Origin of the sequence: Pseudomonas sp. R2-7-07 (assembly GCF_003852355.1) — a bacterium.
Lineage (GTDB): Bacteria > Pseudomonadota > Gammaproteobacteria > Pseudomonadales > Pseudomonadaceae > Aquipseudomonas.
In genome coordinates, this window is record NZ_CP027759.1 from 1,777,563 (window position 1) to 1,792,804 (window position 15,242).

A 15,242-nucleotide genomic window follows, 5' to 3' on the forward strand; every position below is an offset into this window, starting at 1 on the left:
GTCAGGTCAAATCCGCTCATCTAGAAATTCGGGAGTACACATATGACGGTCTGGATAGTGGTGTCAATCCTTGTGGTGGTCCTGAGCCCTCTGGCATGGCTGCGCCCGTCGCGCCATCAGAGCGGGCGCATGGCCCTGCGCATGGAGGCGCGTCGCATCGGGCTGGCCATGCAACTGGCGCCCCAGGAGTGGCCGCACTGGCTCAAGCAAGAGCCGCCGAGTCCCTGCGCGCAGTATTGCCGGCCACGACGCGGCAGCACGCCGGCCCTCTGGAGTTACTGGCAGTTGGAGCCGGGGGTGTGGGTCAATCAATGGCGCGAGGTCTGCGTGGATGAAAGGTTGTTGCCGTATTTTTCGACGCTGCCGGCCAACGTGTACAAGATCGAGGCCGACAAGCAAATGATCGCCTTGTATTGGGGCGAGAAGGGCGAGGCGAGCGTGTTGAAGGATATTGATGCGCTGCTCAAGGCATTGGCCTGACGCCGCGCGCTCCTACAAAACAGGCAATAAAAAGCCCGACATATCATCGGGCTGGAGTTGGCCAGGCAGGCCGGTAACTTCATTTGAGGCATTTGGGTTGCAGCTAGCCTAGCCGCATATCCCAGTGCGTACAGCCTTTTCCGACAACTTTCTATTATTGATCCTGTGAATATTCCAATATTGACGGGTAGCGAGCGGGTGGCCGAGGTTCTGAAATGACTGGAAAGTCGCATTTTTCCTAGCCTTTGGAGCGATTGACAATTGCTCGGAATTGGATGAAGGTGGCGTACCCAAATCAAACGGGCGTATGAATTGAGCGTTTGTCCTACAGGCGACTCTGACATAACCCCGACTATCGCACTGGCGGGTGTGCCTGGCGGATTGGCGTGAGCATTGATGCAGCTGTCAATGTCCAACCAGAGGCCAGCGTCCGGTGTGTACTGTTCAGCTTCCATATCGTGGAGATCAGTTGATGATTTACGAAGGTAAAGCCATCACGGTTAAGGCTCTTGAAAGTGGCATCGTCGAATTGAAATTCGACCTCAAGGGTGAGTCCGTCAACAAGTTCAACCGTCTAACCCTGAACGAACTGCGTCAGGCCGTAGACACCATCAAAGCAGATGCTTCGGTCAAGGGCGTGATCGTCTCCAGCGGCAAGGACGTGTTCATCGTCGGCGCTGACATCACCGAATTCGTCGACAACTTCAAGCTGCCCGATGCCGAGCTGGTGGCTGGCAACCTCGAAGCCAACAAGATTTTCAGCGATTTCGAAGACCTCAACGTACCCACCGTTGCTGCGATCAACGGTATCGCCCTGGGCGGCGGCCTGGAAATGTGCCTCGCGGCAGACTTTCGTGTCATGTCCGCTACCGCCAAGATCGGTCTGCCTGAAGTCAAGCTGGGCATCTACCCGGGCTTTGGCGGCACCGTGCGCCTGCCGCGCCTGATCGGTGCCGACAACGCCATCGAATGGATTGCCGCCGGCAAGGAAAACCGTGCTGAAGACGCGCTGAAAGTCGGTGCCGTCGATGCCGTGGTTGCCCCGGACAAACTGGCCGAAGCCGCGCTGAACCTGATCAAAGGCGCCATCAGCGGCGAATTCGACTACAAGGCCAAGCGTCAGCCGAAGCTGGAAAAGCTCAAGCTCAACGCCATCGAACAAATGATGTCGTTCGAAACCGCCAAAGGTTTCGTGGCAGGCCAAGCCGGCCCGAATTACCCGGCACCGGTCGAAGCGATCAAGACCATCCAGAAGGCCGCGAACTTCGGTCGCGACAAAGCCCTGGAAGTGGAAGCGGCAGGCTTCGTCAAACTGGCGAAAACCTCGGCTGCACAGAGCCTGATCGGCTTGTTCCTGAACGATCAGGAACTGAAGAAAAAGGCCAAGGCCTACGACGAAATCGCCAAGGACGTGAAACAGGCCGCCGTACTGGGCGCCGGTATCATGGGCGGCGGTATCGCTTACCAGTCGGCGTCCAAAGGCACGCCGATCCTGATGAAAGACATCAACGAGCACGGCATCGAGCAGGGCCTGGCGGAAGCCGCCAAACTGCTGGTGGGCCGCGTCGATAAAGGTCGTATGACCGCTGCGAAAATGGCTGAAGTGCTTAACGGCATTCGTCCTACGCTGTCCTACGGCGATTTCGGCCACGTCGACCTGGTCGTCGAAGCCGTTGTCGAGAACCCGAAGGTCAAGCAGGCGGTATTGGCTGAAGTCGAAGCCCAGGTCAAAGACGATACCATCCTGGCTTCCAACACTTCGACCATTTCCATCAGCTTGCTGGCCAAGGCCCTCAAGCGTCCGGAAAACTTCGTCGGCATGCACTTCTTCAACCCGGTGCACATGATGCCGCTGGTGGAAGTGATCCGTGGCGAGAAGTCCAGCGAGCTGGCCATTGCCACCACCGTTGCCTACGCCAAGAAAATGGGCAAGAACCCGATCGTGGTCAATGACTGCCCGGGCTTTTTGGTCAACCGCGTGCTGTTCCCGTACTTTGGCGGTTTCGCCAAACTGGTCAGCGCCGGTGTGGACTTCGTGCGCATCGACAAGGTCATGGAAAAATTCGGCTGGCCAATGGGCCCTGCGTACCTGATGGACGTGGTCGGCATCGACACCGGCCACCACGGTCGCGACGTCATGGCTGAAGGCTTCCCGGACCGTATGAAAGACGACCGCCGCTCGGCGATCGACGCACTCTACGAAGCCAAGCGCCTGGGCCAGAAGAACGGCAAGGGCTTCTACGCCTACGAGGCCGACAAGAAGGGCAAGCAGAAGAAAGTGGCCGACCCGTCGGTGCACGAAGTACTCGCACCTGTCATCTACGAGCAGCGTGAGGTGTCCGATGAGGACATCATCAACTGGATGATGATCGCCCTGTGCCTGGAAACCGTACGTTGCCTGGAAGACGGCATCGTCGAGACCGCCGCCGAAGCCGATATGGGCCTGGTGTACGGGATTGGTTTCCCTCCGTTCCGTGGTGGTGCGCTGCGTTACATCGACTCGATCGGTGTGGCCGAGTTCGTTGCCCTGGCTGACAAATACGCTGATCTGGGCCCGCTGTACCACCCGACCGCGAAGCTGCGTGAAATGGCCAAGAATGGCCAGAGCTTCTTCGGTTAAGCGCCCAATCGACTAGAGCGAGAATATTTATGAGCTTGAATCCAAGAGACGTCGTGATCGTCGACTTCGGTCGTACGCCGATGGGCCGCTCCAAGGGCGGCATGCACCGCAACACCCGTGCCGAAGACATGTCGGCGCACCTGATCAGCAAGCTGCTGGAACGCAACGTCAAGGTTGACCCTAACGAAGTCGAAGATGTGATCTGGGGCTGCGTCAACCAGACCCTGGAGCAGGGCTGGAACATCGCGCGCATGGCCTCCTTGATGACCCAGATCCCCCACACCGCGGCCGGCCAGACCGTGAGCCGCCTGTGCGGTTCGTCGATGAGCGCGCTGCACACTGCCGCCCAGGCGATCATGACCGGTAACGGTGATGTGTTCGTGGTCGGCGGCGTGGAGCACATGGGCCACGTCAGCATGATGCACGGCGTCGACCCTAACCCGCACATGTCGCTGTATGCGGCGAAAGCCTCGGGCATGATGGGCCTGACCGCAGAAATGCTCGGCAAGATGCACGGCATTACCCGCGAAGCCCAGGACGCGTTCGGCCTGCGCTCCCACCAGCTCGCCCACAAGGCGACCGTGGAAGGCAAGTTCAAGGATGAAATCATCCCGATGAACGGCTACGACGAGAACGGTTTCCTGAAACTGTTCGACTACGACGAAACCATTCGTCCGGACACCACCCTGGAAAGCCTGGCGGCGCTCAAGCCGGCGTTCAATCCCAAGGGTGGCACCGTGACTGCCGGCACGTCGTCGCAAATCACCGACGGTGCTTCGTGCATGATCGTGATGTCGGCGCAACGTGCCCAGGACCTGGGAATCCAGCCGCTGGCGGTGATCCGCTCGATGGCCGTGGCGGGTGTGGACCCTGCGATCATGGGCTATGGTCCAGTACCGGCCACACAAAAAGCCTTGAAGCGCGCGGGCCTGACCATCTCCGATATCGACTTCTTCGAGCTCAACGAAGCTTTCGCCGCACAGGCCCTGCCAGTGCTGAAAGATTTGAAAGTACTCGACAAGATGAATGAGAAGGTTAACCTGCACGGCGGCGCGATTGCCCTGGGCCACCCATTCGGTTGCTCCGGTGCCCGCATCTCCGGCACATTGCTGAACGTGATGAAGCAAAATGGCGGTAACCTTGGGGTTGCAACCATGTGCATTGGTCTCGGCCAAGGCATTACCACCGTCTTCGAACGCGTCTAAGCGTTGGGTTGACGGAAGCCGGGGCCCAGTGCCCCGGCTTTTGTTTTTTGGAATTTTTAATTTTTTTTCAATAAATTTTGTAAGAGGGCCAGAGCATGAAAGTCGAACCCGGGCTCTACCAGCATTACAAGGGGCCGCAGTACCGCGTTTTCAGCGTGGCGCAGCACTCCGAGACCGAAGAAGAAATGGTGTTCTACCAAGCACTGTATGGCGATTACGGCTTTTGGGTGCGCCCATTGAGCATGTTCCTGGAGACCGTCGAGGTTGACGGCGAGCAGGTCCCGCGCTTTGCTTTGGTCCAGGCCGAACCCAGTCTTTTTAAAGGGCAATAACGGCGGGTCGCGCAAAATGCTGCGCTTGACCTCACCTTGTTGCCACTATATATAGCGTTGCCGCGACAGGCGCCAACTGCCTTTCACTTCTCGAATTCAGGAATTTTCCGATCCATGGGCAAATCGCTGGTCATTGTGGAATCCCCGGCTAAGGCCAAGACCATCAACAAGTACTTGGGCAACGAGTACGTGGTGAAGTCGAGTATCGGCCATATCCGAGACCTGCCCACCAGCGGTTCGGCTAGCGCCAGCAAGGAGCCTGCCGCCAAGCGCGGCAAGGCGGCCGCGGGCGAAGGCCCGGTGCTCACGCCTAAAGAGAAAGCGCGCAAGCAGCTGGTCTCGCGCATGGGTGTGGACCCGGATCATGGCTGGAAGGCCAAGTACGAAATCCTTCCGGGCAAGGAAAAGGTCATCGAAGAGCTGCGCCGGCTGGCCAAAGATGCCGACACCATCTATCTCGCGACGGACTTGGACCGCGAAGGGGAAGCCATTGCCTGGCACCTGCGCGAAGCCATCGGCGGTGATGACAGCCGCTACAAGCGCGTGGTGTTCAACGAAATCACCAAGAAAGCCATCCAGGAAGCCTTCTCCAAGCCGGGCGAGCTGGACATCGACCGCGTCAACGCCCAGCAGGCGCGGCGCTTCCTCGACCGCGTCGTGGGCTACATGGTCTCGCCGCTGCTGTGGGCAAAAATCGCCCGTGGCCTGTCCGCCGGCCGTGTGCAGTCGGTGGCGGTGAAGCTGGTGGTGGAGCGTGAGCGCGAAATTCGTGCGTTCAACCCCGAAGAATATTGGGAAGTTCACGCTGACCTCGGCACTGCCAAAGGCAACAACGTGCGCTTTGAAGTGGCCCGCGAGAAAGGCGAGGCCTTCAAACCGCTGAACGAAGCCCAGGCCATGGCCGCGCTGGAGAAGCTCAAGGCCTCCAGCTACAGCATCGTCAAGCGCGAAGACAAGCCGACCAGCAGCAAGCCGTCGGCGCCGTTCATCACCTCCACCCTGCAGCAGGCCGCGAGCAACCGCCTGGGCTTCGGTGTGAAGAAAACCATGATGATGGCCCAGCGTCTGTACGAAGCCGGCTACATCACTTACATGCGTACTGACTCCACCAACCTGTCGCAAGACGCGGTGGCGATGGCGCGCACTTATATCGAAAGCGAATTCGGCAAGAAGTACCTGCCGGAGAAGCCAAACGTCTATAGCAGCAAGGAAGGCGCCCAGGAGGCTCACGAAGCGATTCGTCCTTCCGACGCCAACACCGAGCCGAGCAAGCTGAGCGGCATGGAACGCGACGCCGAGCGCCTCTACGAATTGATCTGGCGCCAGTTCCTGGCCTGCCAGATGCTGCCGGCGCAATACCTGTCCACCACCGTCAGCGTGGGGGCGGGCGACTTTGAGCTGCGCGCCAAGGGCCGGATCCTCAAGTTCGACGGTTATACCCGTGTAATGCCGCAAATCGCCAAGCCTGGCGACGACGATGTGCTGCCGGACATGGCCCAGGGCGATACGTTGAAGCTGATCAAGCTCGACCCGTCCCAGCACTTCACCAAGCCGCCGGCGCGTTATTCGGAAGCCAGCCTGGTAAAAGAGATGGAGAAACGCGGCATCGGTCGTCCTTCGACCTATGCGGCGATCATCTCCACCATCCAGGACCGTGGCTACGTGGCGCTGCACAACCGCCGCTTCTATTCGGAAAAAATGGGCGACATCGTTACCGAGCGTCTGTCCGAAAGTTTCTCCAACCTGATGGACTACGGCTTCACCGCCGGCATGGAAGAGAACCTCGATGACGTGGCCCAGGGCGAACGCGACTGGAAGAGCGTGCTGGACGAGTTCTACGGCGACTTCAAGAAAAAACTCGAAGTGGCCGAGAGCCCTGAGAGCGGCATGCGTGCCAACCAGCCAGTCATGACCGACATTCCGTGCCTCACCTGCGGCCGGCCGATGCAGATTCGTACAGCGTCCACCGGCGTGTTCCTGGGGTGCTCGGGCTACAGCCTGCCGCCCAAAGAGCGCTGCAAGGCCACCGTCAACCTGGTGCCGGGCGATGAAATCGCGGCGGATGACGAGGGTGAATCCGAGTCGCTGGTGTTGCGTGGCAAGCACCGTTGCCCGATCTGCAGCACGGCGATGGACGCTTACCTGCTGGATGAAAAGCATAAGCTGCATATCTGCGGTAACAACCCGGATTGCAACGGTTACGAGATTGAAGAGGGCACCTACCGCATCAAGGGCTACGAAGGTCCGAGCCTGGAGTGCGACAAGTGCGGCAGCGAGATGCAGCTCAAGACCGGCCGTTTCGGCAAGTTCTTCGGTTGCACCAACCCGACCTGCAAGAACACCCGCAAACTGCTGAAGAGCGGTGACGCGGCGCCGCCGAAGATGGACCCGGTGAAGATGCCTGAGCTCAAGTGCGAGAAGGTCAACGACACCTACATCCTGCGCGACGGCGCTTCGGGCTTGTTCCTGGCGGCCAGCCAGTTCCCGAAAAACCGCGAGACCCGTGCCCCGCTGGTGCTGGAAATCGTACCGCACAAGGATGAGATCGATCCGAAGTACCACTTCCTGTGTGAAGCGCCGAAGAAGGACCCGGATGGTCGCCCAGCCGTGATCCGCTATAGCCGCAAAACCAAGGAGCAGTACGTGCAGACCGAAGTCGACGGCAAGCCTACCGGCTGGAAGGCGTTCTACGACGGCGGCAAGTGGAAGGTCGAGGACAAGCGTCAGGGCGCTTGATAGTCCAATGTGGGAGGGGGCTTGCTCCCGATAGCGATGTATCAGTCAACATACCTGTGACTGATGCATCGCCATCGGGAGCAAGCCCCCTCCCACATTTGGATCTGCCTCATGGCACTTGCAGTTAACGATGACGCGAGAAATCTGATACACAGTGGTGCTCTCAGGTTTTTCGCGAGCAAGCTCGCTCCTACACAGCCAGCATCACGCCTCATTCGTTGTGGAGATTGCCGTCATGGCCAACGAACTCTATACCCGTACCAACCAGAAAATTTACTTCGCGGGGTTATCCCTGGAAGCCCTTGGTCGTGCCGAGGCGGGCAAGGAGATGAATGCCATCGCGCTGGTCCAGGCGGGTCGTGAAGCCGCTCTGTTTCACCTGTATGGCGCCTTGCTGGGGTTATGCCATGAAATCGCCGGGTTCTACCGCTTGCCCCAGGCCGGTTCGCCCCGCGCGGAAATGATCATGGCCCGAGACGTGCTGGAAACCATGGCTATCCCGGAATTGGCCGAACTGGTGGAAATGGCCCAGAGCCCGGACAGTTGGGTAGCCCGCCTGCTCAAGGCGCACGCCGACATGTTCCAGCCGCCCCGCGTTCCCCATGTACCCAAGGGGGATGTGACGCAGCCATTGATCGTGGCGGTTGCATTGGAGGCGGATGAGCCCAAGCCTTTGAGCCGGCAAGAGCTGGAAAGCTGGCGTCAGGAGCTTAAAAAGCTAGCGTTGCGCTTTCGCGAAGGTTTGAGCGAGTGCTGAGCGGGCACGCCTGCACGCGACAACACTGATATAATCCCGCGCTTTCGTGGAGAACAGACTTTTATGCCAACGTCCTTTCTGGAAATTGTTGAACTGCCTGACGGCCGAATCGAGCTGCGTCGGGCCGAGGACGAAGGTTCTCTGGTCATCCTGGACTTTTCCGAAGACGCAAAAGCCTTCCTGCAAGGCCAGCATGTGGAAGTGGCTAAAGCGATGTTGAGCGTTGGCGTGCAAATGGCCGGTCGCCTGGCTGAAGGCGAGCCGGAGAAGGAAGATGGCCCAAAGGTTCTGCACTGAGCCCTGGGTAACCCGCTCACCCCTTACCCCAGCCGAATATTCAAGCTCTGCGCATCACCTGTATGTGCGGCGCTGATCAGCTGCTGCTTGGCCGTTGCATTCAACGGGTTCAGCCAGCTCACTACCGTATGGCTACGTCCCAGGCGCAAAGCTTCGCAGGTCAACTGCTGGGCACTTTGCGTGCCCCGTGGCTGCAGCAACAGAATACGCTCACGGTTGAGGCCGGCATCCCGTAGCCAAGCCTGGGTCAGGCTGGCGGGCGGGGCGATCAGCGTCAACCAGCGCGCGTCCTGCTCCTCACTGAGTTCGCGCAGGATCGGCGCCAGCAGGCTCAAGCAGCTCCCGGCAGCCCCACGCAACGACAATTCACTGAATACCTCAGGTTCGCAGCTCCATGGCGCTTCGACCGTTTCCTTGAGGATGGGCGCAAGGGGTTGGGCCATGAAGGCCTCGAACAGCGACAGTTGTGTGTGTTGTGGGGTGTGCACGAGCTGCATGATGTCTCCTTTAGCGGCGAATGACGCCGACACTCAAGCCTTCGATCACCAGGTCCTGGTCTTTCAGGTTCACTTCAATCGGCGCGAACTCCGGGTTTTCGGCCAGGAGCCAGACCTTGCTGCCTTCACGCTTGAAGCGCTTGACGGTGACTTCATCGCCGATCCGCGCCACGACGATCTGGCCATTGCGGGCTTCGCGGGTGGTGTGAACGGCCAGCAGGTCGCCGTCGAAAATACCCACGTCCTTCATGCTCATGCCGTGCACCCGCAACAGGTAATCGGCGCGCGGATGGAAGAAGGTCGGGTTGATGTTGCAGGATTCCTCGACGTGCTGTTGCGCCAGGATCGGCGCACCCGCGGCCACTCGACCAATGATCGGCAGTGTCGATTCGTCGGCCTTGGCTTCGAAGCCAGGGATGCGAATACCGCGCGAAGCCCCAGGGGTCATCTCGATCGCGCCTTTGCGCGCGAGGGCCTTGAGGTGTTCTTCGGCAGCGTTGGGAGACTTGAAACCCAGCTCCAGCGCAATTTCGGCGCGTGTCGGTGGGTAACCGTTGTCATCAAGGCAGCGCTTGATAAAAGCCAGAATCTCAGCTTGGCGTGGCGTCAGTTTTAGCATGTTGATCGCTCTGTCTTTTTATACAGTGACTGGGATTATATACAGTGGACGGCGCTTGGCAATGATCCTTTTGCGCGACTCCGCTGGACGGTCATCCATCATCCGTATTGGGGGGCGGAGATAGCGCCGCCTACAGGCCATGAAAGATGTGATTAAATAGCGACGAAATAGATGACTGCCCAGCCGGAAAACGGACACGCAGGCTTGACAAGACATACCCTGAAACGTATGTTTCAAACAAGTGTTTGTCAGGCGGAGTAGCCATGGCCCAGTCGGAAACCGTTGAACGCATTCTCGATGCTGCCGAGCAATTGTTCGCGGAAAAAGGATTTGCTGAAACTTCATTGCGGCTGATCACCAGCAAGGCTGGAGTTAACCTCGCCGCCGTGAACTACCATTTCGGCTCAAAAAAAGCCCTGATCCAGGCGGTGTTCTCGCGCTTCCTGGGGCCGTTCTGTGCCAGTCTTGATCGCGAGCTGGAGCGTCGCCAGGCGAAGGCGGATAACAAGCCAAGCCTGGAAGAGCTTTTGGAGATCCTGGTCGAGCAAGCCCTGGTGGTTCAGCCGCGCAGCGGCAACGACCTGTCTATCTTCATGCGTCTATTGGGCCTGGCGTTCAGTCAGAGCCAGGGCCACCTGCGTCGTTATCTGGAAGACATGTACGGCAAAGTGTTTCGTCGCTATATGTTGTTGGTCAATGAAGCTGCCCCGCGTATCCCACCCATCGAGCTGTTCTGGCGTGTGCACTTCATGCTCGGCGCTGCGGCCTTCAGCATGTCCGGGATCAAGGCGCTGCGCGCGATTGCCGAGACGGATTTCGGCGTCAACACCTCCATCGAGCAGGTGATGCGCCTGATGGTGCCATTCCTCGCCGCCGGCATGCGCGCTGAAACCGGTGTGACCGATCAGGCCATGGCCGTGGCTCAATTGCGCCCGCGCAGCAAATCCACACCCAGCCTCGCCAAGGTTTGACGGCTGCGGGTGTGCGCGGCCGCTTGCATCCGCTAAGCTAGCCGCCATGCCGATTTCAGCTATTTACGCGCAACCCGTCGTGCTTACCGTAACCGGTAGGGATGACGGGTTGTGCGCGTTATTTAAGGAAGGTTTATGACTGCTGCCCTGCAAGGTTCTTTGATGGTCGACGTTGCCGGTACCTGGCTGACGGCCGAGGACCGCCATCTGTTGCGCCAACCTGAAGTCGGCGGCTTGATCATCTTTGCGCGCAATATCGAACACCCGCGCCAGGTCCGCGAATTGAGCGCGGCGATTCGTGCGGTGCGCCCGGACCTGCTGCTGGCGGTCGACCAGGAAGGCGGCCGGGTGCAGCGTCTGCGCCAGGGGTTCGTGCGCTTGCCGGCCATGCGCGCGCTGGCGGATAACCCCAACGCCGAGTACCTGGCCGAACAATGTGGCTGGATCATGGCCACCGAAGTACTCGCCGTGGGCCTGGACCTCAGCTTCGCCCCAGTGCTCGACCTGGATTACCAGCGCAGCGCCGTGGTCGGCACCCGCTCGTTCGAAGGCAACCCTGAGCGCGCCGCCGTACTCGCCGGTGCCTTTATTCGCGGCATGAACAGCGCGGGCATGGCCGCCACCGGCAAGCACTTTCCGGGTCACGGTTGGGCCGAGGCCGATTCCCACGTCGCGATTCCCAACGACGAGCGCAGCCTGGAACAGATTCGCGCCAATGACCTGGTGCCTTTCGCACGCCTGAGCAAGCAATTGGCGGCCGTGATGCCCGCACATGTGATCTACCCGCAAGTGGACAGCCAGCCCGCCGGCTTCTCACGCCGCTGGTTGCAGGACATCCTGCGCGGTGAGCTGCAGTTCGACGGGGTGATTTTCAGTGATGACCTGTCCATGGCCGGTGCCCATGTGGTGGGTGATGCGGCCAGTCGGATCGAGGCGGCACTCACTGCTGGTTGTGACATGGGGCTGGTGTGCAATGATCGCGCGGCTGCCGAGCTTGCACTGACTGCAGCCCAGCGAATGAAGGTCACGCCTTCGACTCGCATTGCGCGTATGCGGGGACAAGCAATTGCCTCGACTGACTACAAACAGGATCCGCGCTGGCTGACAGCCCTTGGAGCGTTGCGAGACGCTCAGCTGATTGAATAAGAAGCTTGATGTAGGCAGCGTCTGAATGCTGTTGGAGCTGTCTCTTACTCTAGTGTGGGAGTCGCCCTGCTTTAAGTCCCGTTACTGGCTGCTGTAGAGTCCTTGTTTGATGAATGATCTAATTGCACGTATCGTCGAATTGGATTGGCAAGCGTACTTTGAACCTCGCTCGCTGGAGCGTGGGTTTGAGTACGCTGGCGAAAATCGTCTTGAAATAAAAGAATTCGGGCATCACCGGCTGATCGCGCATTGCAGGGGCTCTGGACGTAATGTCTACACCCTGTCGATTACCCTGGAGAGTGCAGCATCCCGTCGGCCGGGCATCATCTGTGTGTGTTCTTGCCCGGTGGCGATCAATTGCAAGCACGCGGCTGCGGTCTTGTTTACGTTAACTGTGCTGTACGAAGAGCTGAACGAGCCGAAGAAGCCGGTGGGTGACCGCCTGAGTCCGCAGCTCGAAAACTGGCTCGAAAGCATCCCCAAGCCCACCCCGCCGGGTGAGGCTCAGCCCAAGAACACCGGCACTTGTTTGCTGTACCAAATCACTCCTGATGTTTATTCCAGTGGCTGGTCATTGGAGGTGTATCGGGCGCGCGTGACGAAAAAAGGCGAGTACAGCGATATCAAGCCTCTGCACTCGATGGATGAGGTATTGCGGCGTGCCCCTGGCTATATGCATGAGCTGGATACCCGTATTGGTCGATTGCTGTTGTTGGGCCGATCTTATGGCCACTATGGCAGCAGTTTTCAGTTGGCCGGCGAGATGGGGGCCGAGATTCTCCAATTGGCATTAAAAACCCAGCGCCTGTTTCTTGAGCTGGGCCCAAGACTGGCGCTTAACCCTGGCCCGGCCCGCACCGCTCGTTTCGATTGGGCCGTGATGCCCGATGGCAATTATTTTCCCCGCTGGATCAGCGACGGGCGCGAGTTGGACGAAGTGCTGCCCCTCCAGCCGCTTCATTATCTTGACCTCGATAACATGACGATCGGGGTGGTCGAGCACGGGCTGGAGGAAAATCTGGCCATGCATCTTTGCGGCTTGCCGATGATTCCAGCTGATCAAGTCGCATTATTCAGTCATCGCATCAGCGCGGCGTCCAAGGCGATTCCTCCGCCACGCGAGCTGACCGAGCGCGTCGTGGATGCGTTGGAGCCCCAAGGGTGTCTTACATTGGGAAGCGACGAATCCTACGTGTACAGCCAGGTCGACTATCGGCGGATGCCCGCCCTGGAACACCGCGCCGCCCTGGCTTTTCGTTACGACACAAGCCTGGTCAGCGGCAAGGGCACTGAGGACATCCTGTTTCTCAACGGCACCGAAACCCAACGCATCCAACGCAAGCCCGCAGCTGAAAAAGCCTTGCGCAAGACGCTCACGAAAATCGGCTTTAAAACGGTCAATCGCAAAAGCGGTGCACTGCCTGTCGGTGCAGGAGAGATGTTCGATCTACCCAACGATGAAGCCTGGCTGGCTTTTGTTGAAAGCCAGCTGTCGGTTCTGCGTGAAGCAGGGTGGGAAGTCGTCATTCACCCGGGGTTTTATTACAATGTGGAGGCTGTTGACGGCTGGTACGCGGACATTGAAGAGTCACCCGGTCACGAGTGGTTCAACCTTGAGCTGGGCATTGAGGTCAATGGCGAGCGGCACAGCCTGTTGCCCATCATGCTCGACTTGATGCGGCGTCAACCCAAACTGCTTGATGCCACCTACATGGCCGAACGTGATGATGATGAGCGCGTGTTGGTCAGTCTGGATGCCCGCACTCATATCAAAGTTGCGCTGCCCTACGGTCGTATCAAACCTCTGATGGCGACCCTCGGCGAACTCTACCTGCGCGCGCCTGAAGGCGATGCACTGCGGCTGAGTGCGCCGGATGCGGCAAGGCTCAGTAATCTGGATGCACTACCTCTGGTCTGGCAGGGCGGCGAGCGACTGCGTGATTTCGCCCAGCGTCTCAAGCGCTCCACCCATGCCCAGGTCTCTGCCCCCGAGGGCCTGAAAGCCGAACTTCGTGGCTATCAACTCGAAGGCCTGAACTGGATGCAAACGTTGCGCGAGCTGGAAGTCGGCGGGATTCTTGGGGATGACATGGGCCTGGGCAAAACCCTACAAACCCTTGCGCACCTGCTCGTGGAAAAACAGGCAGGGCGATTGCAAATGCCCGCGTTAGCCGTAATGCCTACCAGCCTGATCCCGAACTGGATCGACGAAGCCGCACGGTTCACGCCGCAGCTCAGAGTCCTGGCGCTGCACGGTGCACAGCGTCAGGCCGACTTCACGCGCTTGACCGATTACGACCTGGTACTCACCACCTACGCGCTGTTGCCGCGAGACCTTGAGGTCCTGCAGCCGCAGCGCTGGAGCGTGCTGATCCTCGACGAAGCGCAAAATATCAAGAATCCCAACAGCAAGGCGGCCCAGGCCGCTCGCCAACTGGATGCCGGCCAACGGCTGTGCCTGAGCGGGACGCCGTTGGAAAACCATTTGGGCGAACTCTGGTCGCTGTTTCACTTCCTGTTGCCGGGATGGCTGGGCGATAGTAAAACCTTCAATCGCGATTACCGCACGCCGATTGAAAAGCACGGCAATGCGCAACGCATGCAGCACCTGACGGCGAGGATCAAACCCTTCCTGTTGCGCCGCAAAAAAGAACAGGTGGCCACCGAGCTGCCGCCCAAGACCGAGATCGTGCACTGGGTGGACTTGAGTGACGCCCAGCGTGACGTGTATGAAACCGTGCGTGTGGCGATGGACAGGAAGGTTCGCGACGAGATCACCCGGCATGGTGTCGCCCGCAGTCAAATCATCATTCTCGAAGCGCTGCTCAAGTTGCGCCAGGTCTGCTGCGACTTGCGTCTGGTCAAGACTGCACCAGCCTCCAAACCGGCCCGGGCCGGTACTGGCAAACTCGGCAGTTTGATGGAGATGCTCGAAGAGTTGCTCAGCGAAGGGCGGCGCGTCCTGCTCTTTTCGCAGTTCACCTCGATGCTGGCATTAATCGAAGAGGAACTGAAGCAGCGTCAGGTCGACTATTCAATCCTGACCGGTGAAACCCTGGACCGGCGCACACCGGTGAAGAATTTCCAGGACGGCAAGACGCCGTTGTTCCTGATCAGTCTGAAAGCGGGCGGAACCGGCTTGAACCTGACGGCCGCGGATACGGTGATTCATTACGACCCCTGGTGGAACCCGGCCGTGGAAAACCAGGCCACCGACCGGGCCTACCGGATCGGGCAGGATAAGCCGGTATTCGTCTACAAGATGATTGCCCGAGGTACGGTGGAAGAAAAGATTCAGGCGTTGCAATTGGAAAAGGCAGCGCTGGCCGACGGTGTGCTTGAAGGGGGCGCCAGTGCGGGCTGGAAGCTGGAGCAGCGGGATATCGAGGCGCTGTTTGCGCCGTTGCCTGGCTAACGACTGCGGCGCGCCCTTCGCGGGCAAGCCCACTCCCACATTTGACCGCTTTTCTTCAGGGTGAACGCGGTCAAGTGTGAAAGGGGGCAAGCCCTAATGCCAGTCAGTTAAGGCTTTTTGTAGGAGCGAGGCTGTTCTGGTCAAGTTTTTCCGGACACCGATTACGG

General features: G+C 59.2%; 12 protein-coding genes. 10 read left to right on the forward strand and 2 right to left on the reverse strand.

Features of this window, described 5'->3' with window-relative positions; all coding sequences use genetic code 11:
* Window positions 1-42 precede the first annotated feature (42 nt).
* The 7 genes from C4J86_RS08110 to C4J86_RS08140 all read left to right on the forward strand — a co-directional run bounded on the left by C4J86_RS08110 (window position 43) and on the right by C4J86_RS08140 (window position 8,427).
* Window positions 43-480, forward strand: coding sequence for a hypothetical protein (locus tag C4J86_RS08110; protein WP_124370031.1), 438 nt, complete (start codon window positions 43-45; stop codon window positions 478-480).
* A 472-nt stretch (window positions 481-952) separates the two neighbouring features.
* Window positions 953-3,100: a fatty acid oxidation complex subunit alpha FadB gene (gene fadB, locus C4J86_RS08115; protein ID WP_124370032.1), complete on the forward strand. Its 2,148-nt coding sequence runs from the start codon at window positions 953-955 to the stop codon at window positions 3,098-3,100.
* 29 nt (window positions 3,101-3,129) lie between these two features.
* Entirely contained in the window at window positions 3,130-4,305 is a 1,176-nt protein-coding gene (gene fadA / locus C4J86_RS08120) for an acetyl-CoA C-acyltransferase FadA (protein ID WP_124361793.1), read from the forward strand.
* Window positions 4,306-4,400: 95 nt separating this feature from the next.
* The gene (locus tag C4J86_RS08125) at window positions 4,401-4,637 is read left to right on the forward strand and encodes a DUF1653 domain-containing protein (protein ID WP_124361794.1); all 237 of its coding nucleotides are present in this window, start codon (window positions 4,401-4,403) and stop codon (window positions 4,635-4,637) included.
* A gap of 114 nt (window positions 4,638-4,751) precedes the next feature.
* The gene (topA, locus tag C4J86_RS08130; protein ID WP_124366269.1) at window positions 4,752-7,373 is read left to right on the forward strand and encodes a type I DNA topoisomerase; all 2,622 of its coding nucleotides are present in this window, start codon (window positions 4,752-4,754) and stop codon (window positions 7,371-7,373) included.
* Window positions 7,374-7,608: 235 nt separating this feature from the next.
* Window positions 7,609-8,130: a DUF6586 family protein gene (locus C4J86_RS08135; protein WP_124370033.1), complete on the forward strand. Its 522-nt coding sequence runs from the start codon at window positions 7,609-7,611 to the stop codon at window positions 8,128-8,130.
* Window positions 8,131-8,193: 63 nt separating this feature from the next.
* Window positions 8,194-8,427: a hypothetical protein gene (locus tag C4J86_RS08140; protein ID WP_124361797.1), complete on the forward strand. Its 234-nt coding sequence runs from the start codon at window positions 8,194-8,196 to the stop codon at window positions 8,425-8,427.
* A 23-nt stretch (window positions 8,428-8,450) separates the two neighbouring features.
* Here C4J86_RS08140 and sulA read toward each other — a convergent pair whose 3' ends face one another.
* Both sulA and lexA read right to left on the reverse strand, forming a co-directional pair.
* Window positions 8,451-8,924: an SOS-induced cell division inhibitor SulA gene (gene sulA / locus C4J86_RS08145; protein ID WP_124366271.1), complete on the reverse strand. Its 474-nt coding sequence runs from the start codon at window positions 8,922-8,924 to the stop codon at window positions 8,451-8,453.
* A 10-nt stretch (window positions 8,925-8,934) separates the two neighbouring features.
* A complete protein-coding gene (gene lexA, locus C4J86_RS08150) occupies window positions 8,935-9,543 on the reverse strand; it encodes a transcriptional repressor LexA (RefSeq protein ID WP_003172575.1) in 609 nt (202 codons plus the stop codon).
* Window positions 9,544-9,806: 263 nt separating this feature from the next.
* Between lexA and C4J86_RS08155 the strand changes: the two genes are divergently transcribed.
* From C4J86_RS08155 to C4J86_RS08165, 3 genes are all read left to right on the forward strand, one after another.
* Complete coding sequence (locus C4J86_RS08155) at window positions 9,807-10,514, forward strand: TetR/AcrR family transcriptional regulator (RefSeq protein WP_124370034.1); 708 nt, start codon at window positions 9,807-9,809, stop codon at window positions 10,512-10,514.
* A gap of 135 nt (window positions 10,515-10,649) precedes the next feature.
* Window positions 10,650-11,660: a beta-N-acetylhexosaminidase gene (gene nagZ, locus C4J86_RS08160; protein ID WP_124370035.1), complete on the forward strand. Its 1,011-nt coding sequence runs from the start codon at window positions 10,650-10,652 to the stop codon at window positions 11,658-11,660.
* A gap of 109 nt (window positions 11,661-11,769) precedes the next feature.
* Window positions 11,770-15,075: a DEAD/DEAH box helicase gene (locus tag C4J86_RS08165; protein ID WP_124370036.1), complete on the forward strand. Its 3,306-nt coding sequence runs from the start codon at window positions 11,770-11,772 to the stop codon at window positions 15,073-15,075.
* Window positions 15,076-15,242: the final 167 nt, after the last annotated feature.

Coding starts and splice junctions, on each gene's coding strand:
- C4J86_RS08110 (WP_124370031.1), top strand. CDS start 43: ATGACGGTCTGGATAGTGGTGTCAATCCTTGTGGTGGTCCTGAGCCCT.
- fadB (WP_124370032.1), top strand. CDS start 953: ATGATTTACGAAGGTAAAGCCATCACGGTTAAGGCTCTTGAAAGTGGC.
- fadA (WP_124361793.1), top strand. CDS start 3,130: ATGAGCTTGAATCCAAGAGACGTCGTGATCGTCGACTTCGGTCGTACG.
- C4J86_RS08125 (WP_124361794.1), top strand. CDS start 4,401: ATGAAAGTCGAACCCGGGCTCTACCAGCATTACAAGGGGCCGCAGTAC.
- topA (WP_124366269.1), top strand. CDS start 4,752: ATGGGCAAATCGCTGGTCATTGTGGAATCCCCGGCTAAGGCCAAGACC.
- C4J86_RS08135 (WP_124370033.1), top strand. CDS start 7,609: ATGGCCAACGAACTCTATACCCGTACCAACCAGAAAATTTACTTCGCG.
- C4J86_RS08140 (WP_124361797.1), top strand. CDS start 8,194: ATGCCAACGTCCTTTCTGGAAATTGTTGAACTGCCTGACGGCCGAATC.
- sulA (WP_124366271.1), bottom strand. CDS start 8,924: ATGCAGCTCGTGCACACCCCACAACACACACAACTGTCGCTGTTCGAG.
- lexA (WP_003172575.1), bottom strand. CDS start 9,543: ATGCTAAAACTGACGCCACGCCAAGCTGAGATTCTGGCTTTTATCAAG.
- C4J86_RS08155 (WP_124370034.1), top strand. CDS start 9,807: ATGGCCCAGTCGGAAACCGTTGAACGCATTCTCGATGCTGCCGAGCAA.
- nagZ (WP_124370035.1), top strand. CDS start 10,650: ATGACTGCTGCCCTGCAAGGTTCTTTGATGGTCGACGTTGCCGGTACC.
- C4J86_RS08165 (WP_124370036.1), top strand. CDS start 11,770: ATGAATGATCTAATTGCACGTATCGTCGAATTGGATTGGCAAGCGTAC.